The sequence below is a fragment of the Nocardioides sp. genome, assembly GCF_036493135.1.
GTDB lineage: Bacteria > Actinomycetota > Actinomycetes > Propionibacteriales > Nocardioidaceae > Nocardioides.
Window position 1 is genome coordinate 74,647 of the sequence record NZ_DASXQG010000047.1, and the last position, 18,698, is coordinate 93,344.

16 protein-coding genes, 1 tRNA gene and 1 pseudogene are annotated in these 18,698 nt (G+C 68.1%); 11 read left to right on the plus strand and 7 right to left on the minus strand.

The features are described from left to right. Window positions 1–57 precede the first annotated feature (57 nt). From VGJ24_RS08345 to VGJ24_RS08355, 3 genes and pseudogenes are all read left to right on the plus strand, one after another. A tRNA-Met gene (locus VGJ24_RS08345) sits at window positions 58–134 on the plus strand. Window positions 135–662: 528 nt separating this feature from the next. Further along, window positions 663–3,032 (plus strand): heavy metal translocating P-type ATPase, encoded by a 2,370-nt coding sequence (locus VGJ24_RS08350; RefSeq protein ID WP_331500066.1) that lies wholly within the window; start codon window positions 663–665, stop codon window positions 3,030–3,032. A gap of 91 nt (window positions 3,033–3,123) precedes the next feature. Next, window positions 3,124–4,296, plus strand: a pseudogene (locus VGJ24_RS08355) (IS3 family transposase). Between the two features lie 122 nt (window positions 4,297–4,418). Here VGJ24_RS08355 and VGJ24_RS08360 read toward each other — a convergent pair. From VGJ24_RS08360 to VGJ24_RS08370, 3 genes are all read right to left on the minus strand, one after another. After that, entirely contained in the window at window positions 4,419–4,868 is a 450-nt protein-coding gene (locus VGJ24_RS08360; RefSeq protein ID WP_331500067.1) for a hypothetical protein, read from the minus strand. Then, the gene (locus VGJ24_RS08365; RefSeq protein ID WP_331500068.1) at window positions 4,834–5,169 is read right to left on the minus strand and encodes a class I SAM-dependent methyltransferase; all 336 of its coding nucleotides are present in this window, start codon (window positions 5,167–5,169) and stop codon (window positions 4,834–4,836) included. Before VGJ24_RS08365 ends, VGJ24_RS08360 begins: the two co-directional genes overlap by 35 nt. An 84-nt stretch (window positions 5,170–5,253) precedes the next feature. Then, window positions 5,254–5,727, minus strand: coding sequence for a hypothetical protein (locus tag VGJ24_RS08370; protein WP_331500070.1), 474 nt, complete (start codon window positions 5,725–5,727; stop codon window positions 5,254–5,256). Window positions 5,728–6,182: 455 nt separating this feature from the next. Between VGJ24_RS08370 and VGJ24_RS08375 the strand changes: the two genes are divergently transcribed. Further along, window positions 6,183–6,665, plus strand: a complete 483-nt coding sequence (locus VGJ24_RS08375; RefSeq protein ID WP_331500072.1) for a hypothetical protein — start codon at window positions 6,183–6,185, stop codon at window positions 6,663–6,665. Between the two features lie 611 nt (window positions 6,666–7,276). Here the strand turns inward: VGJ24_RS08375 and VGJ24_RS08380 are convergent. Both VGJ24_RS08380 and VGJ24_RS08385 read right to left on the minus strand, forming a co-directional pair. Continuing rightward, on the minus strand, window positions 7,277–7,783 hold the full coding sequence (locus tag VGJ24_RS08380) for a flavin reductase family protein (RefSeq protein WP_331500073.1): 507 nt from the start codon (window positions 7,781–7,783) through the stop codon (window positions 7,277–7,279). Further along, complete coding sequence (locus tag VGJ24_RS08385; RefSeq protein ID WP_331500074.1) at window positions 7,780–8,298, minus strand: NAD(P)H-dependent oxidoreductase; 519 nt, start codon at window positions 8,296–8,298, stop codon at window positions 7,780–7,782. Before VGJ24_RS08385 ends, VGJ24_RS08380 begins: the two co-directional genes overlap by 4 nt. 105 nt (window positions 8,299–8,403) lie before the next feature. On the opposite strand from VGJ24_RS08385, the gene VGJ24_RS08390 reads away from it, so the two are divergent. The 7 genes from VGJ24_RS08390 to VGJ24_RS08420 all read left to right on the plus strand — a co-directional run bounded on the left by VGJ24_RS08390 (window position 8,404) and on the right by VGJ24_RS08420 (window position 16,124). Next, complete coding sequence (locus VGJ24_RS08390) at window positions 8,404–9,753, plus strand: LLM class flavin-dependent oxidoreductase (protein ID WP_331500075.1); 1,350 nt, start codon at window positions 8,404–8,406, stop codon at window positions 9,751–9,753. A gap of 41 nt (window positions 9,754–9,794) precedes the next feature. Further along, a complete protein-coding gene (locus tag VGJ24_RS08395; RefSeq protein WP_331500076.1) occupies window positions 9,795–10,844 on the plus strand; it encodes an ABC transporter substrate-binding protein in 1,050 nt (349 codons plus the stop codon). 3 nt (window positions 10,845–10,847) lie between these two features. After that, complete coding sequence (locus VGJ24_RS08400; protein WP_331500077.1) at window positions 10,848–11,675, plus strand: ABC transporter ATP-binding protein; 828 nt, start codon at window positions 10,848–10,850, stop codon at window positions 11,673–11,675. Further along, window positions 11,668–12,510, plus strand: coding sequence for an ABC transporter permease (locus tag VGJ24_RS08405; protein ID WP_331500078.1), 843 nt, complete (start codon window positions 11,668–11,670; stop codon window positions 12,508–12,510). Before VGJ24_RS08400 ends, VGJ24_RS08405 begins: the two co-directional genes overlap by 8 nt. Before the next feature lie 27 nt (window positions 12,511–12,537). After that, on the plus strand, window positions 12,538–13,467 hold the full coding sequence (locus tag VGJ24_RS08410; RefSeq protein WP_331500079.1) for a TauD/TfdA family dioxygenase: 930 nt from the start codon (window positions 12,538–12,540) through the stop codon (window positions 13,465–13,467). A gap of 421 nt (window positions 13,468–13,888) precedes the next feature. Beyond that, entirely contained in the window at window positions 13,889–15,346 is a 1,458-nt protein-coding gene (locus VGJ24_RS08415) for an alpha-N-arabinofuranosidase (RefSeq protein WP_331500080.1), read from the plus strand. 604 nt (window positions 15,347–15,950) lie between these two features. After that, window positions 15,951–16,124 (plus strand): hypothetical protein, encoded by a 174-nt coding sequence (locus VGJ24_RS08420; protein WP_331500081.1) that lies wholly within the window; start codon window positions 15,951–15,953, stop codon window positions 16,122–16,124. A 353-nt stretch (window positions 16,125–16,477) separates the two neighbouring features. Here VGJ24_RS08420 and VGJ24_RS08425 read toward each other — a convergent pair whose 3' ends face one another. Next, complete coding sequence (locus tag VGJ24_RS08425) at window positions 16,478–17,320, minus strand: NAD(P)-dependent oxidoreductase (RefSeq protein WP_331500082.1); 843 nt, start codon at window positions 17,318–17,320, stop codon at window positions 16,478–16,480. Between the two features lie 70 nt (window positions 17,321–17,390). Beyond that, entirely contained in the window at window positions 17,391–17,543 is a 153-nt protein-coding gene (locus tag VGJ24_RS08430; RefSeq protein ID WP_331500083.1) for a hypothetical protein, read from the minus strand. Window positions 17,544–18,698: the final 1,155 nt, after the last annotated feature.

Here is an 18,698-nt window from a genome sequence, read left to right on the forward strand (position 1 = left end):
GACTCCCGCCCCGATTTGAACGGCCCCATCGCCCTCCCGTAGAGTGCGAGTCGACGACGCGGGGTGGAGCAGTTCGGTAGCTCGCTGGGCTCATAACCCAGAGGTCGCGGGTTCAAATCCCGCCCCCGCTACCAGTGAAGGTGCAGGTCAAAGCACAGTTCTCGGGTTACCACGGGCCCGGTTCTGGCTCGTTGTCAGCAGAATGTCTGCCGACATCGCGCCGCAGGCCTGCCTTCGAGGAGACGCCTTGGCCCCGTGATTGAGCGGTCGATGCCGGCCCGGTGACCTCTTTGTCATCGACCCAGAGGTCACAGCAGCCGCTCGTGCCTCTCGAGCCATTCTGCAGTTGGGGAACCTTCACGGTGGGTAGCAGCCGAGAGCCAGTGGCAAAGCGCTGCACCTTGCCCGTGCTGGCGGCGATTCGTAACCCCTGAGATCCAAGCGTGTTCATGCACACTCCCGCGGTTGGTCCTCCAGCAGGACTCCGCGGCGACGCTATCGCCGCTACGACGACGTTCACTACAAATGGATGGTCCCGCGGAGCGGGCCAGTGGCGGATGGGGTTGCGGTATGCGCGTCAGACCGGCGAGACGGGGCGGCCTCCAGAGGTGGGAGTGCCTGGCGACGTCTCCGGCTATACCCCTGTGGGGTATATTTGAGCCATGGCCAGCCACGCCCGCGAACAGCACACACAGGCCACGCGCACGGTGAAGGACCCGGTGTGCGGGATGGACGTCGACCCAGCCACTACCGAACACTTGACCGTCCGCGAGGGCCAGGCGCTCTACTTCTGCTCCGCCGGGTGTCGGTCCACCTTCGAGTCCGAGCCCGACCGCTACGCCGCGAGTGCGGACAGCGACCACGCCTCGCAGGGTCACCAGCCCGTCGGCGGCCAGGCTGTCCCGGACGGCGAGGTCGCTGAGTGGACGTGCCCGATGCACCCCGAGATCCGGCGGGCCGGGCCCGGCACCTGCCCCATCTGCGGGATGGCCCTTGAACCCGTCATGGTCACAGCCGACACCGGCCCGTCCGAAGAGCTGCGGGACATGACAGCCCGCTTCTGGGTCAGCGTCGCCCTTTCCATCCCCGTCGTCATCCTCAGCATGGGCCGCGACCTCATCGCACCCCTGCACGACGCCGTGTCCGAGTCAGCATCGACCTGGCTCCAGCTCGCACTGGCGACCCCGGTGGTCTTGTGGGCCGGCTGGCCGTTCTTCGTCCGCGGCTGGACGTCGGTGAAAACCCGCAACCTCAACATGTTCACGCTTATCGCGATGGGCACCGGGGTCGCCTGGCTGTTCAGCGTCATCGCCACCGTCGCGCCCGGCATCTTCCCCGAAGCGTTCCGCATGGACGGCGTCGTCGACGTGTACTTCGAAGCCGCCGCCGTCATCACCACCCTCGTGCTCCTCGGTCAGGTCCTCGAGCTCCGTGCCCGCGAACAGACCTCAGGCGCCCTCAAGGCGCTCCTCGACCTATCCCCGAAGACCGCCCGCCGAGTCCGTCCGGACGGGACCGACGAAGAAGTGGCCCTCGACCAGATCCAGATCGACGACCTGCTGCGCGTACGACCCGGCGAGAAGGTCCCCGTCGACGGCACCGTGGAAGAAGGCAGATCGTCCGTCGATGAGTCCCTGGTCACAGGTGAATCGATGCCCGTCACGAAGAATCCGGGCGATGCCGCCATCGGGGGCACCATCAACATCACCGGTGGGTTCGTCATGCGTGCCGAACGAGTCGGCCGCGACACGACGCTGGCCCGCATCGTCGCCATGGTTGCCCAAGCGCAACGCTCCCGCGCCCCCATCCAGCGCACCGTCGATCGGGTCGCTGCCGTGTTCGTGCCCGCCGTCATCGGTATCGCCGCGCTCGCGTTCATCATCTGGGCCCTCGTCGGCCCCGACCCGCGGCTCGCACACGCCCTTGTCGTGGCCGTCAGCGTCCTCATCATCGCCTGCCCGTGTGCCCTGGGCCTCGCCACACCAATGTCCATCATGGTCGGCGTCGGACGCGGAGCCCAGATGGGGGTCCTCATCAAGAACGCCGCCGTCCTGGAGCAAATGGAAAGGGTCGACACCGTCGTCCTCGACAAGACCGGCACCCTCACCGAAGGCAAGCCAGCCATCACCGCCATCGTCGCCGCCGAAGGCACCAACCTTGACGAGCACGACATCCTGCGGTTCGCAGCCGGCGTCGAACGCGCCTCCGAACACCCCCTGGCTCACGCCATCGTGACCGCTGCCCAAGACCGCGACATCCCCATCCCCGACGTCACCGACTTCGACTCACCCGTCGGCCGCGGCGTCCAAGGCGTCGTCGAGGGCCACACCGTCCTCCTCGGCAACTCCGACTTCCTCACCAGCAACAACATCGACACCACCGCCCTCACCGGCCAAGCAGACCGGCTCCGCGCAGACGGCGCGACCGTCATTCTCATGGCCGTCGACGCACAAGCCGCCGGCCTCCTCGCCATCGCCGACCCCGTCAAGGACACCACCCCCGCCGCACTCCAGCAGCTACGCGACGAAGGCATCACCGTCGTCATGCTCACCGGCGACAACCGGCTCACCGCCGAAGCCGTGGGCCGCGACCTCGGCATCGACCACGTCGAAGCCGAGGTGCTCCCCGACCACAAGGCCGACGTCGTCACCCGCCTGCGAAACGAGGGACGCGTCGTGGCGATGGTCGGCGACGGTGTCAACGACGCGCCAGCGCTGGCCGCCGCGGATGTCGGCATCGCCATGGGCACCGGCACCGACGTCGCCATGGAGTCCGCCGGCGTCACCCTCCTTCGCGGCGACCTCAACGGCATCGCCGACGCCCGTGGTCTCTCCCGCGCGGTCATGGCCAACACCCGACGAGGGCTCTGGCTCGCCTTCGGGTACAACACAGCCGGCATCCCCCTCGCAGCCGGCGTCCTCTACCCCGCCCTCGGTTGGCTCCTGTCGCCCATGGTCGCCGCCGCAGCCATGGCCCTGTCGTCGGTCAGCGTCATCGCCAACGCGCTGCAACTGCGGTCGAAGAAACTCTGACAAACCTGCGGGAACCCCACCAGGGTCTGCTGCACGGATAGGTGACACCTGATCCGCGTCGATGTGTGTCGGCGTTGCGAGGATGTGCACCGTGCCGAAACCGTTCCCCAGGAGTTCCGTGAGGACGTGATCCGGGTCTACCGGGACTCAGACGTCTCGATGGCTCAGGTCGCGAAGGACTTCGGGATATCTGCGTCGTGTCTGAAGCGTTGGCTGACCATCGACGAACGCAACTCGTCACGGGCTTCGAGCGGGTTCCGGCCCAGCAGCGAGTCCGACGCGCTGCGTGAGGCGAACAAGCGGATCAAGCTGCTCGAGCAGGAGAACGAGGTCCTGCCCCGCGCGGCCGCCTACCTGTCGCAGGCGCATCTGCCGGGAAAATGAGGTACCCGCTCGTCCGCGAGCTGGCCGCCGACGGGATCCCCGTCACGGTGACGTGTCGGGTGCTGAAAGATCGCCCGCCAGCCCTACTACCGCTGGCTCGCGGAACCCGTCACCGACCCCGAGCTGACCGCGGCCTACCGCGCCAACGCGCTGTTCGTCGCCCACCGCGACGACCCCGAGTTCGGCTACCGGTTCCTGGTCGACGAGGCCCGGATCGCGGGTGAGCCGATGGCCGAGCGGACCGCCTGGAAGCTCTGCTCGCAGCTGGGCTGGTCGGCGTTCGGGAAGAGGCGCGGCCGGGAAGGCAAACTGCCCGGGCCGCCGGTCCACGACGACCTGGTCGAAGACGACTTCACCGCCGATGCCCCGAACCGGCTGTGGCTGGCCGACATCACCGAGCACCGGACGAGTGAGGGGAAGCTCTACTTCTGCGATCAAGGACGTCTACTCCAACCGCATCGTCGGCTACTCCATCGACTCACGGATGAAGTCACGCCTGGCCGTGGCTGCGCTCGGCAACGCGGCCGTTCGGCGTCACGCCGATGGTGCCGAGGTCGCCGGCTGCGTGCTGCACAGCGACCGCGGGTCGCAGTTCGGGTCCAGGAAGTTCGTCCACGCCCTCAACCGCCACACCATGGTCGGATCGATGGGCAAGGTCGGCGCCGCGGGTGACAACGCAGCCATGGAGTCGTTCTTCTCGTTGCTGCAGAAGAACGTCCTCGACCGACGTACCTGGGCCACTCGCGAGGAGCTGCGGATCGCGATCGTGACCTGGATCAAACGGATCTACCACCGACGCCGACGGCAGGCCGCTCTCGGACACTTGACCCCGGTCGAATACGAGTTGGTCATGAGCCCGACCGCCGCCCAGGCGGCGTAACCCGAACTGTCACCCGTTCGTGCAGCAGACCCATGACCGGATGGCCGCAGCGCGCACGCTATCTGCGGCAGATGCGCGTGCCTGGAGGATGACCTGAGCCGAAAGGCCTGCCGACTCTCGGTTCAGTCCGGTTCGCAGACGTAGAGTTGGAGCGCCGCATCTGCGGTGAGTGGCCCACGGGACCAGTCGCCGAAGCCTTCACCAACCCCCAGACCTCCGAGCGAGAGCAGCACCGGCAACTCCTGGGGGAAGATGCTCCTGGTCTCAAGCGGCGCGACAACGAAGTCGGCCTCGGAATCGGTCGAGAAATACCACCTCCCGCGAGTCACTTGCGCGGCCGCGTCGTAGGTCTCCGCGACATCGACGTGCACTACGCCACGATGGGGATCCACGAACGACAACGCGCCGCGCCTGCTTCGAACGCCGTCGGCCTGGGCAAGCGTGCGCACGCTCGGGTTGAACACGTCGAAGATGAGCCGTGCTCCGGGCGCCAGGTGCCTTCGCACCGACCGGAAGCAGTCCACCAAGTCCTCAGCCTCATGCAGATGGAGCAATGTGGCCGCGATGAACACGAAAGTCGAATGTTCGGCCCAGGTCGAACTCGCGCATGTCGCCCTGCACCCACTCCACCTCCACGCCGCGCTCGTCCGCCTTGCGCTGAGCCTCGGCAAGTATGTCCGGCGAGAGCTCCAGGCCCATGCACGGATGCCGGTCGGACGCGATCGGGATCAGCTTGTGTCCGGTGCCACACCCGAGTTCCAAGACACACCCGCCTTGCCGATCGGCCTCGGCCCTGTAGAAGTCGACGGCCTGCTCGCCTCCGGGGAACAACCGGTCGTACAACCTCGCATCCGAGTAGAACTGCTCGCTCATGAGGCGCACCCTCCTTGCGGGATCCTCGGCAACCTGCCTAGTTGGCCGACAAGCGCATGAGCCATTGTCGCGATGAGGCCGAGATCACTCCACTGCGTTATCGACGCGACCGCACATCGGCAGATCCGCGCACGACCAGGCGCCATGAGGAGACGGCCGCAACGGGGCGCCGATGGTGCTGAGTGGTGTAAAGCGGACGCCGCTTGGCTGGCATGGTGCAGTGCTAGCGGCGTCGCCGGCGCATCCGCCGTCGACGAGGTCCCGGTTCCCAAGTGCCGAGGGCAGCTTGACTTCATAGGGGACCTGATTGTTTCCCTGACATGTCGCGGATGACGGTTCGCCGGGACTCACGGTGAACGTGATGACGATCTCGTCGTCCCTGACTTCGATGGTGGGGGCGTTGACACCGCCAGTCACACCGCCGTTGCAGCCGAGGCGGGTCACATGGGCGGTGAAGTTGGTGGTGTCAGCGTTGAGGCCCTGGCCGGTTGCCAGATCCCAGGTGGCGGCAGCATCGCGGTTGGACGCACCGCAGCCGCTGGCGAGGACGGCTGTCACGAGGACAGTCGTGCAGATCGCCACCGCCGCGGACGACGGAAACCTGTGCACGGGTCTCGGACGGCGCGGGCGGGGACGACGTTCCATACCCACCCTGACTCAACTCGATCGCCGCTGGGGTGCAGACGCCAAGCCGCTCATCGGCAGAGTCGCGCACGCTGTCAGCGGCATGAGCGGAACGCAATGCCGCCAGTGCCGGACAGCGGCACGAGAGTGCGTTTCCCTTCGGGTGTGCGCGGGGGCCAGGAAATGCGTGACCAATCGACCGGGCGCTCCGCCGATCAATTGAGCATCACCCCAAACCTGGGTGTGAGCGTTACACCCGGAAGGGGATGAATCCCTGCTCCCCGATCTGGGGGACGAAACCCCGGGCGTTCGGGCGAATCGTGGGTCGGGAGAGACCCGGGTTGACCGGGCCATTAGGGCCTCATTGAGAGGAACCGAGAGGTAGTCCCATGAACACACGTGTGCGTCTTCTCGCCCTGGTACTGGCGCTGACTGCAGCGTTGCTGAGCGTCCCGTCCGCCGTCGCGACAGGAGGCCACGACACCGGTAGAGCAGCGGGGCACCAGCGGTTCCTGGCCTTGAGCAACAACGCAGTCAAGCCCGGTGGCCCGGTGCTGGGATTCGGCCCGATCCACGCCAAGGGCACCGACAAGGAGATCAACGGCCACACCGACCGGTTCGTCTTCCCCAAGGGATCGGTGAAGATCCGGCACAAGCGGGTGGCCGGCACCCACCACTTCGACAAGCGCACCTGCTACGGCACCTTCGCCGAGCAAGGCACCTGGACGGCAGTCGGTGGTACCGGCAGGTACAGCCAGGTGTCCGGCAGCGGCAAGTACCGGCTGCACGCAGAATTCATCGGGTGCAACCAGAACAAGCCGCCCAAGGTGTTCCAGCTCCAGATCCACGCGGGCGGACACCTGTCGTACTAGGCGAGGTCCGTCCCGAGCCGGACGTTTCCGGGGATGGACAACGCCCGCCGGTTCTGCACCGGCGGGCGTTGCGTCGTTTCCGTCCCCTAAGCCGTCGAGTGACGTGGACATGACGATGCCCCGGCTCTCGGCCCGCCGGGGCATCGCCTCATCGAAGGCCCCGCACTGGCCCCCCGTTTGTCCGGTCAAGGCCGCCAGGCGGGCTGTTCGCACCGCCGCTCCCCCAGTGCGACGGTACAAAGTTCGTACCCGGCAGCTCGCCCGCCATTCCAAAGCTCAGGGCACGTCCAGCCAGGGGCCGGCAACTTGGGGGAGGTTGCTTCGCGCGGGCCTCGACGGGACGGCCCACCCGTTGCGTGTGAACGCTTGGGCACTGACGACGCTAGGAAGTGCTTAAGGCGACGTTCGGTCTGGTGAGCACGTAGACACCCAGGCCCAGGCTTATGAGCAGCATCATGTCAACTCCGGTGGCCTCACCGCCCCCGATCGATGTCACGACTGGTGCAACCATGACGCTGGGTTGCTTCAGCAACGGCGTGGATATCTCCTCAGGAACTGGTCTGGTGGCCCGTGGTGGTTGCACGGCTACCGAGCGCGCGCCGGCTGCCGGCTTAACCGGCGAGGCGCCCGAAGGTGCTGCGGTGGAAGACCAGTGGCTGGCCGACGGAGTGCTGCACGGCGTGCAGCTGGAGCAGCACGATCACGTGGTCGCCGGCCTCGACCTCGCGGTAGATCGTGCAGTCGAACCGCGCCAGACCCTCGTCGAGGGTGAGGGCCCCGTCGTCCGAGGCCGTAACACCGAGATGGTCGAACCGTTCGTCGACCGGCCCGGCGAGCTGGCGGCACACCTCGCCGTGGTGCTCGGCCAGGATCGTCACCCCGAGATGGGGGCTGCGACGCAGGTCGGGCCACGTCTTCGACGACCGGGCCACCGAGATCGAGACCAGCGGCGGGTCGAGGCTCACCGATGTGAACGACGAGGCGGCCAGGCCGATCGGTCGGCCGTCGACGTTCGCCGCCAGCGCGACCACGCCGCTGGGGAAGATGCCGAAGGCGTCCCGCAGCCGTCGGGGATCGAGGTCCTGGTTGGTCTCCAGCCCGGTCTGGATCGACGTCACGCCACGGCCCCCTCGCGCGCCTCGAGCAGGCTGCGGACGACGGGCCGCGTCGCGGCCAGCCACCCGTCGTACGCCGCGGGGTCCTGGAAGCGGTTGTCGACGACGTACAGACCACGACCCGGCACGGTCCCGCCGATCTCGGTGAGCACCGGTCGCAGGGTGAGCTCCGGTGCCAGAGAGTGCGCGGGGCTCGCGCCGAGCATCAGCGGTACGGCGATCCCGCGCAGCCCGCGGCCGGCCTCGAAGCGGTCGAGGAAGAGCTTGAGCAGGCCGGTGTAGGCGCCCTTGTACGTCGGCGACCCGAACACCACGAGGTCGGTGTGGCCCACCCGGGCGACCAGGCCGGCGACCTCGGGCGACGACCAGTCGAGCAACTCGGCGCCCAGGGTCGCGAGGTCGACCACCAGCTCGGGATCGTGCCCGGAGAGCTCCCGGGTGAGGTGGATCGTCGCGGCGAGGGTGCGGCTGTTCGGCTTCGGGTTGCCGACAACGACCGCCGTCCTGGTGGGCTTCATGTGGTCTGCCTCTCGTTGGTTTCTCAGCGTGGTTCCTTGAGTCTCCATGAAAGTCTAGTAACTTGAGTGACTAAATCCAGTTGCGACACGAGAGGCACAGAACACATGGGCCGTCAGCTCCGACTCAACGCCTTCCTGCACGACACCGGCCACCACGAGGCGTCGTGGCGTCACCCCCAGTCATCGGTCGAGCAGATCGGCGAGGTCACCTGGTGGCAGAACGTCACCCGCAAGGCCGAGGACGCCAAGCTCGACGCGGTCTTCCTCGCCGACGGACCGGCCTGGTGGGGCACCGGCCATCGTCCCAGCAACCAGTTCGAGCCGATCACGCTCCTGACCGCGCTGGCCACGGCCACGAAGCGGATCGGCCTGATCGCCACCGCGTCGACGACGTTCTACGAGCCGTACAACCTGGCCCGTCTCTTCGCCTCGCTCGACCAGATCTCCGGCGGCCGCGCAGGCTGGAACATCGTCACGACGTTCAGCACCGACGCCGCCCACAACTTCGGCCTGTCCGACGTGCCGGAAAATGAGGAGCGGTACGCGCGGGCGCAGGAGTTCGTCGACGTCGTCGACAGGCTCTGGGACAGCTGGGAGGACGACGCGGTGATCGCGGACCGGACGTCCGGAGTCCACACGATCGAGGATAAGGTCCACCGGATCGACCACCACGGGCGGTTCCTCCAGGTGCGCGGTCCGTTCAGCGCGCCGCGGTCACCGCAGGGGCGTCCGCTGCACATCCAGGCCGGGTCCTCCGACCACGGCCGCGCTTTCGCCGCGCGCAACGCCGAGGCGATCTTCACCGCTCACCAGATGCTCGAGGACGCCCAGGCGTTCTACGCTGACATCAAGTCCCAGTCCCGCGGCTTCGGGCGCAACCCCGACGAGGTGCTGATCCTCCCGGGCATCAGCCCGTTCATCGGCGACACCGACGCCGAGGCCGAGGAGAAGTTCCACTACTTCAACTCCCTCACCGTCCCCGAGTACGGCCTCAACCAGCTCGAGAAGTTCGCCGGCGTCTCGCTGCGTCACCTCGAGCTCGACGAGCGGGTGCCGACCGAGATCTTCGGTGGCGCGGGCAGCGTGCTCGACAACGACCGCAGCCGCAAGCAGGTGGTCGCGAACATCGTCGAGCGCGACCACCCGACCCTGCGTCAGCTCCTGCACCGGCTCGCCGGCGGACGCGGCCACCACGTCGTCCACGGCACCCCGGTACAGATCGCAGACACCATGCAGCGCTGGTTCGAGAACGGCGCGGCGGACGGCTTCAACGTGATGCCGCCTCTCTACCCGCAGCTCCTCGACGACTTCACCGCCAAGGTCGTGCCGATCCTCCAGGAGCGCGGACTCTTCCGGCATGAGTACGCGGGCACCACGCTCCGCGACCACTACGGCCTGTCCCGCCCCGAGAGCCAGTACGTCGCGGAGCAGCCGGCCGCGGTCGCCTCTGCCTGACCCACCTACCGCCAGTCCAAACGACACATCGGGAGCCACTCATGCACGTCCTCCTCACCCCTGCCCGGCATCGGTTGACCGCCGGGCTCGTCGCGGTGCTCGCCGTCGGCGTACTCGCGGCCTGCGGGTCGGCGTCCGCCCGCGAGAACTCCGCTGGCGAGGTCACCACGATCCGCTACCAGACCTACGCCGGCAACGTCGACCCGCTCCAGCTCGCCGACGCCCTCGGTTACCTCGACGGCCTGACCCTGAAGAAGGTCGGCGACGTCACCGGCGGTCCGCAGAGCGTCCAGGCGCTGACCAGCCACCAGATCGACATCAGCTCGTCGTGCTTCTTCGGGTCGATCGCGCAGCTGGTCGCCACCGGCGCGCCGATCAAGGCCGTGGCGTCGACATACGGCTCGAACGACACGATCAGCTCGGGGATCGTGACGCTCGCGGGGTCGTCGATCAAGGACGCGGCCGACCTGGTCGGCAAGAAGGTCGCGGTGAACACGCTCGGCGCCAACGCAGAGGCCGTGATCGACACCTGGCTGCAGAAGAGCGGCCTGTCCGACGACGAGATCAAGCAGGTCACGCTCGTCCCGCTGCCGCCGCTGAACACGGTGCAGGCGCTGGAGAAGCACCAGGTCGACGCGGCGGACATCGGCAGCGGTCAGATCAAGGCGACCGAGTCGACCGGCGTGAAGCTGCAGACCCTCGTCAGGGACACCGACGTCGTCGGTCCCTACAACGGCGGCGGCGTGGTGATGACCGACGACTTCCTGAAGCAGAACCCGCAGACCTCCGAGCAGCTCGTCACCGGCGTGGCCAAGGCGGTGCGCTACATCGAGTCGCACGGCCGCGACCAGGTCCTGAAGATCTATGACGCGTGGCTGGAGGACAACGGCTACTCCGACGACGTGGAGGCCGTCGACCAGAACTGGGGCGGCAGCACCGGCGTTGCCTCGGCGAAGACCGCCGCGATCTCTGACAGCGACATCTCGCTGTGGCTGGACTGGCTGGCCGGTCGCGGCGACGTCGACCTGTCGAAGATCTCGCCGAGCGACGTCTACACCAACGACTACAACGACCTCGCGAAGAAGGGCTGACCGATGAGTGCACGGATCGATCTCGAGGACGTCGGCCAGGTGTTCCAGGTGAGGGACGACGCCGACAGGAGCCGGCGCGAGTTCGTCGCTCTCGAGAGCGTCGACCTGGCCATCGAGGCCGGGGAGTTCGTCACCCTGGTCGGGCCGTCGGGCTGCGGCAAGTCGACGATCCTCGACTTGGTCAGCGGCCTCGCGGAGCCGACGTACGGCACGGTGAGCATCAACGGTCGCCGGATCACCGGGCCGGGCCACGACCGGAGCATCGTCTTCCAGCAGTACACGCTGCTGCCGTGGCGCACCGCCCAGGGCAACGTCGAGCTCGCGCTCGAGGCCAAGGGCGGGATGTCGAAGACCGAGCGGGCCCGCACCGCCCTGGAGTACCTGCGGCTGGTCGGGCTCGAGGAGTTCGCCCAGCGGCTGCCAGGTGAGCTGTCCGGCGGGATGATGCAGCGGGTAGCGATCGCACGCAGCCTGTCCTGCAAGCCCGAGGTGCTGCTGATGGACGAACCGTTCGGCGCACTGGACGCGCAGACCCGCGAGCGGCTCCAGGAGGAGCTGCTGGGGATCTGGAAGCGGACGGGCACGACGGTCCTCTTCATCACCCACGACATCGACGAGGCCATCTTCCTGGGTCAGCGGGTTGCCGTGATGAGCGCCCACCCGGGCCGGATCCGAGAGGTGGTCGACATCCACCTCGACCGCTCCAGCGCCGACCAGGAGGAGGACCCCCGTGGCACGCAGGCGTTCGCCCGCTACCGCCACCGGGTCTGGACCCTGCTGCGCGAGAGGCCTGCCCGCCCCCGGCACGAGGAGGTGGCTTCGGTTGCCTAGCACCCTGCTCGACGAGCGCACCGAGTCCGGGCTCAACCCGCGCCAGCGGCAGTGGGCGCGCGCGACCAGCTTGCCGTCGTACGTCACCCGGACGAAGCGGCTCGGCCGCGGATTCCTCGGCATCGCGGCCCTCGGGCTGATCTGGGAGTACGTGCCGCGCCTCGGCCTGGTCGACAGCTACTTCCTGCCGCCGCTGCACGTCGTACTCCAGGCGTGGTGGGAGATGGCGAGGGATGGCACTCTTTGGACGCACCTGCAGGCCAGCCTGGTGCGCTCGGCCAGCGGCTTCGCCATCGCCACCGTGGTCGCGATCCCCTTGGGGGCCGCGATCGCGTGGTACCGGCCGGTGCGCGAGATCCTCACCCCGCCCCTGGAGGCCTTCCGCAACACCGCAGCGCTGGCTTTGCTGCCGGCGTTCACCCTGATCCTCGGGATCGGCGAGACCTCGAAGATCGCGATCGTCACCTACGCCTGCTTCTTCCCGATCCTGCTCAGCACGATCAGCGGCGTCGCGACGGTCGACCCGCAGCTGCTGCGCTCGGCGAAGGTGCTCGGCCTCAGCCCGGTGGCGACGTTCCGCAAGGTGGTCTTCCCGGCCGCCGTCCCGACGATCTTCACCGGTATCCGGATCTCCGGCGCCGCGGCGATCCTCGTGCTGATCGCGGCCGAGCTCGTCGGCGCCACCGAGGGTCTCGGCTTCCTCATCAACTACTCGCAGATGAACTTCCTGATCCCCAAGATGTACGCCGCCATCCTCACCACCACCCTCCTCGGCCTGGCCGTGAACTACGCCCTGGTCGCCCTCGAGCGCCGCTTCTCCCGCTGGCGCACCTGACCACCACCCCCACGGAAGGAACACACCATGTTGAAGATCGAAGACCGCACCACCCTCCAGGTCACCAAGGTCGGCGGCCACATCGGCGCCGTCGCCGAGGGACTGAAGATCGGAGCCGACCTCGACCCGTCGCAGGTCCGGGACTTCCGCAACGCCCTGCTGCAGCACAAGGTCGTCTTCCTGCACGGTCAGGGCCACGCTACCGACGCCGACCAGTACCACTTCGCCGCCCAGCTCGGCGAGGTCACCTCACCCCACCGGACGGTCAAGGGCGACGGCAAGGCCGTGCTCCCGATCGACTCCGAGCAGGGCAAGGCGAACTCCTGGCACACCGACGTCACCTTCGTCGACAGGATCCCCGCGATCAGCGTGCTGCGGGCGGTGACCCTCCCGCCGTACGGCGGCACCACGGTCTGGGCGAACACGGTCCGCGCCTATGAGACACTGCACCCCGCCCCGAAGTCGCTGGTCAGTGGCCTCCGCGCGATCCACAGCAACCAGTACGACTACGCCGGCGAGCACCCCCAGCGCGGCGGGATCGACGTACGCGAGGAGCGGTACCGCCAGGAGTTCGCCCACCTGCTGTTCCTCATCGAGCACCCGCTGGTCCGCATCCACCCCGAGACCAACGAGCCCTCACTGCTGCTGGGCCACTTCGTCCGCTCGATCACCGGCCTGTCCAGCCAGGACTCCCAGGACCTCTTCGCCCTCCTTCAGCGCCACATCACCCGCTTGGAGAACACCGTTCGCTGGTCCTGGCAGCCCGGTGACATCGCTGTCTGGGACAACCGAGCCACCCAGCACTACGCCATCGCCGACTACGACGACCACCCGCGCCTGATGAACCGCATCACCGTCGCCGGCGACGTCCCCGTCGACATCGCCGGCGAGACCAGCCGCGTCATCCAGGGCGACGCCAGCGGCTACTCGACACTCGCGGAGACAGACGCCGCCTGAGTCGCCCCCCACGAGCAGCGCCCGGGCGACCTACCGACCGGGTGTTTCTCGTGTCCGGTCAGAAGCATCTGGTCGGAGCAAAGGGCGCTCAAGACTGGTTTCGTCGCCATCGGCCCCCGCCCGACGCCACCCGCGTACCCGTGGCGGGCCCAGTTGGCCCCGTCCGAGGGTCGCGGATGGTGAGGCCGATCCCGCGCACCATTTGCCAGTGCCGCGCTGTGGCCCGGGCAGTGGGCCGCGGCCGTCGCTGACGGAGGTGTACGGCTGCCTGCTGATCGGTCGATCCTGGACTCGACCACGATCACCTAGTCAGAGACTGTCGGACCACTTGGTTCGGGTTGGCTGATAGTCGTGAGGAGAGAGCGTGACCAGACCCGATCGCGTATTGGTCATCATTGATCCCGATCATCACCGTGGCCCGGTGGACCGCCGCCTGTTCGGGTGCCTCGTGGAGCACATGGGCCGCTGTGTGTACACCGGGATCTTCGAGCCGGGGCATCCGGCCGCCGACGCGGACGGGTTCCGGACCGATGTCGCGGAGCTCGTCGGCGAGCTGGGTGTCACGCTGGTCCGGTACCCTGGGGGAAACTTCGTCTCCGGCTACGACTGGACCGACGGCATCGGTCCGCGTGAACGTCGACCTCGCCGCCTGGATCTGGCCTGGCGGTCGGTCGAGACCAACCAGGTCGGCACCGACGACTTCCTGGCCTGGACCACGCGGCTGGGGCTCGAGCCGATGCTCGCAGTGAACCTCGGCACCAAAGGAGTGCAGCAGGCGGCCGCGCTCGTGGAGTACTGCAACGTACCCGGGGGGACGCAGTGGTCCGACCTTCGCCGCGGCAACGGTGCGCCAGATCCTCATGGCGTCCGGCTGTGGTGCCTGGGCAACGAGATGGACGGGCCCTGGCAGCAGGGCCACCTGCCGGCCGACCGGTACGCCGACCTCGCCGTCGAGGCCGCTCAGGCGATGCGACGGGTCGACCCCACCGTTGAGCTGGTGGCGTGCGGCAGCTCCTCCCATCAGATGCCGACGTTCGGTTCCTGGGAGGCGACGGTTCTCGAAGGAGCCGGTGACCACGTGGACTACCTGTCCATGCACGCCTACTACGAGGAGCACGACGGGGATCGGGACAGCTTTCTGGCATCCGGGGCGGCCATGGACTCCTACATCGACGGCGTGGTCGCCACCATCGATGCCGTCGCGGCCAGGCGGCGCCGAAAGCGCCGGATCCATATCGCCTTCGATGAGTGGAACGTGTGGTACCAGAGCCACTTCCCAGGCGTGGAGAACCTGCCCGTGGACGTTTCGGGGCCGCGGATCGAGGACGTGTACTCCACGGTCGACGCGGTGGTCGTCGGCGACCTGCTCTCAACGCTGGTCAACCACGCGGACCGGGTGAAGATCGCCTGCCTCGCGCAGCTGGTGAACGTGATCGCACCGATCATGACCGAGCCGGGCGGTGCGGCTTGGCGCCAACCTACCTTCCACCCCTTCGCGGAGGTGGCGGCTAGCGCCCGAGGCAACAGCCTGGTCGCCAGGACGGCCGGGCCTGAACTCGCCACCCGGCGGCACGGCTATGTGCCGGCGGTGAACGTCGCGGCCACCCACGACCCCATGTCTGGAGAGGTGGCGGTGTTCCTCACCAACCGATACCCCCAGGAGATGACCGTGGACCTTCTACACTCGGGCTTCGAGAACTGGACCCTCCGCTCGGTCGACCACCTGCCATCCGACGACCGCGGCCCGCGCGAGCGCAAGACCGCCGCCACGGTTCGGCTCACCCCGCTAGCACGCCACCGCTCGCGGTCCGGAAGCACCGAACTGGACCTCCCGCCACGAAGCTGGACACAGCTTCGCGCCAGCGTCCGAACCCCGTGAACGGTGACCCAAGGGACCCGGCCACGACGCTGATGGCGCCCTTCCACCAGTCACCCTGGTCCTCAGGCGGTCTCACCGATACCGGCGAGTGAGCGCCCCAGCCGCCTAGGCGTGTCTCCCTATTGTCGTAGCCAGATCTTCACCGGTCGGAGGACGCGCCTCCTCGGTAGAGGATGGCGAGCTTGTCGTAGCGGGTGGCCAGTCCGCACCACTGCTTGTGGTCGTTGACGGAACGTTCGATGGCGTTGCGGTCCTTGTACGGCGCTTCGTCTGGCTGGTGGAGCGGAGACCGTCGAACGGGCGGGCCTCGCGGGGCTCGACGCCCAAGGCCGCGCGGCCTACCGCCGCCGACTGGCCGAGATCGACGCGGGGCTCGGCAGAGCCGACGCCTGGGGTGACGGCATGCTGGGTGAAGAAGTTGACTACCGACCGTGGGGCGCTTCAAGGCACCCTCGCAACTCGGTGCGGTCATGCGATGCGGGCGATCGGCGGCTCCGAGAGGTGGTGGACCAGCATCCACCTCCGTCCTTGGATGGTGACGGGTCTGATGGCTGCCTGCCTCGAGCCCGCTTGAAGTACGGCACGATTGGGTACGAGTAGTGCTGTGAGCGCATCGGCGTGGTTCATGATCGTCGTGTTCGTGTTGTTCGGGATCGGACTTACGGTCGCCGCGGTGGCGGGGGCTCGCCGGGACCGCGGGGTCGAGGCCGATGTGCAGCGGGAAGCGCGGCGCCGGCTGCGTCTGCGTTCGCGCCGGAGGCGGCTCAAAGGTTCGTGAGGGATTTCCGGCGCACGCTCACCGGGACGATGCGGTGCTGGACACATCTGGTGGGGTCCGTCGTCGCCCAAACGGGCGGCCGGGTCGGGTCGGGTCCTGTTGGAAGACTCTCTGGACCGTCCCTGGCAGCCTTATGGCACGTCCGCCGATCGTCTGGCCGGCGGCCTGCGAAGACGAACCGGCCAGGTGCCTGATCGCGTACGGGAAGACGCCACGGGCTGCACGTCATGCCAGCTCGTCGCGGAAGCCCTCGCGCCAGGAGGGATAGCGAAGGACCCAGCCGAGCTCCCGCTTGGCCTTGGCGTTGTAGAAGCCACGGCCCTGGGTCATCATGCCCACGACCATGTCGCCTGCTAGCACACGGGCCAGCCACACCGGCATCCGCCGGGGCGGCTTGGCCCCCGCGCATTCCGCGCGAGATAGGGGAGCCACTCGCTGAACGGGGCTGGCTCGTCATCGCAGATGTTGAACACGCCACGAGCCCGCTGCTCGACCGCCAGCACGGTGGCGCTGGCCGCGCCGTCGACGTGGATCAGAGACGAATATCCGCGGCCACCCCCGACCAGCGGCACCAGACGCCGGCGGACGAGCTTGACCTGCTCCGCGTCGGCTTCCGCACCGTACAGGGCGCCGTAGCGCAGGGCCGCTCCGCCGGCCGTGACCACCGCGTCCTCGAGATGTGTGAGCGCTTTGGTGCCTTCGACGACCTCCAACGGTTCGTCCTCGGTCTTGATCCATCCGCCCTCGCGGATCCCGTTGAAGATGCCGGCGCTCTGCGAGACCACGTGAGAGACTCCGATCGCGTGGGCCGCGGCCAGCAGATGATCGATCCCTTCGCTGCGCAGCCGGTTGGTGACGGCGAAGAACTGTTCGGTTCTCCTCGGGTTCAGTTTGCCGGCGTGCGCTTCAGACAGGCCCGTCATCTGGTTCACGATGGAGTCCGGCTGCGCCGCGGCCACCACGTCGTGGACCATGGCGGCGTCCAGGCCGTTCATCACCACGCACTCGACGTTCGGGTTCGTGATCAGCCCCAACCGCTCCTTGCTGGTCGTGGTCGCGGTGACCTGGTGTCCTCGCGCCACCAGCTGCCGCACCAGACGCCGACCGATGACCCCGGTCCCGCCTGCGACGAACACTCGCATCCCGCTCAACTCCTCTCCGCACGTGGCGCGGATTTGCGCCCTATTGCAGTGCATGGATCGCCTAGGGACCTGCGACCTAATTCCGCCCGAGCGCGCACCGCGTGGGTGACGGTCAACTGCCCGACTACAGCGGCAGTGCGCTGGCGTCCGCGGTGTCGCGCCACTGCCCGAAGCTGGGCCCGATGATCTGGGCGTCGACGCCTGGGAGCGGGGCACCGCCGCCGGGGGAGGGGCAGACCCGATCGGTCGCGCCCTCTGCATGCCATAGGCGCACCATGCCGACACTTGCGTCTCTGAGATGGCCCACCACCAAGACCACGAGGTCCACGTCGACCGTGGGGACTTTGCCACCTCGATAGCCGCCATCGTGACGACGACCGACCGGAGCGTGATGAACTGCTCGCGTCCAGGTGCCATGGGGTGCGGCCTTCGTCGTAGACATCGGGTACGTGGAGCCCCCATCTCATCTCCTGGCCCCTTCCGCTTGGTTCAGCCGACGCGGGGGTTTCGTGCTGGCGGCTGGGTCATAGTCGTGCGGCTGCGAGCCTGGTGACAGGTCCGCGACGGGGCCGGAGCCAGATTCCGGACGCGGGGCAAGATCACGCGGGCCGCCGCAGACGTAAACCACTGAGCTGCTCGAGCCCGGCCAGGGCCACACCTCCCGGCATGACGGGCTACGTCGCCAACACCAAGCATCGTCGCCTCTCGCGCGGAGCGTTGAGCACGCTCCGGTGCGGACCACCCGACGATCCGCGGCCGTGGTCCGGCTGAGTGCCGGTGCACGGGTCCATGGTTGGCATGATCCGGCACTTTCCGCGAGGTTCAGCCGTTGACGAGGCGCTTTCGGCTGATCGGCGGACCGAGATCGGCGGCGCCGGTGGGCCTGGCTCTCCTGGATCGCCAGGCCCGGTCGGGTCGGGTTCCGGGGTTGGTGCGGGGTCAGGTTGGGGGATCGGATCCGGTGGCAGGTCGGGGTCAGGGACGGCCGGATCATCGGGCTCCGGACCGGGCACGATCGGCCCGGGTTCCACCGGTGGCGCAGTGGGTGTTGCGTCACGCATCGTGATACCTCCCGAGGTTGTGCCACAAGCGTAATCACCCATCTTCGGCTGACAATCCGTCTCCCCGAGCGGCGGGCCCGTCGACGAATCCGGAACCCGACACTAGGTGAGGCCGGCGCGGACCCGGACTGCCGACGGCCGGTCCCTCCGGTTCGAGGTCGGCGCTGAACGAGGCCCGCGAGCCGGATCACCCGCCCGATCTAGGAGGTGTCGCCGCGTCAGGGCCTCCGCGTGCTCGAGTGCGCGTCCTACCGCGGGGTGTAGACGCCGCTTGGAGGCGCCCTGGAGCCGACTCCGCATGCGTCACGAGCCGGCCGAGAGGGATTCTCGGTTTGGGACCTGGCGGGATCCGGGTCGTGGCTTGCTCTATG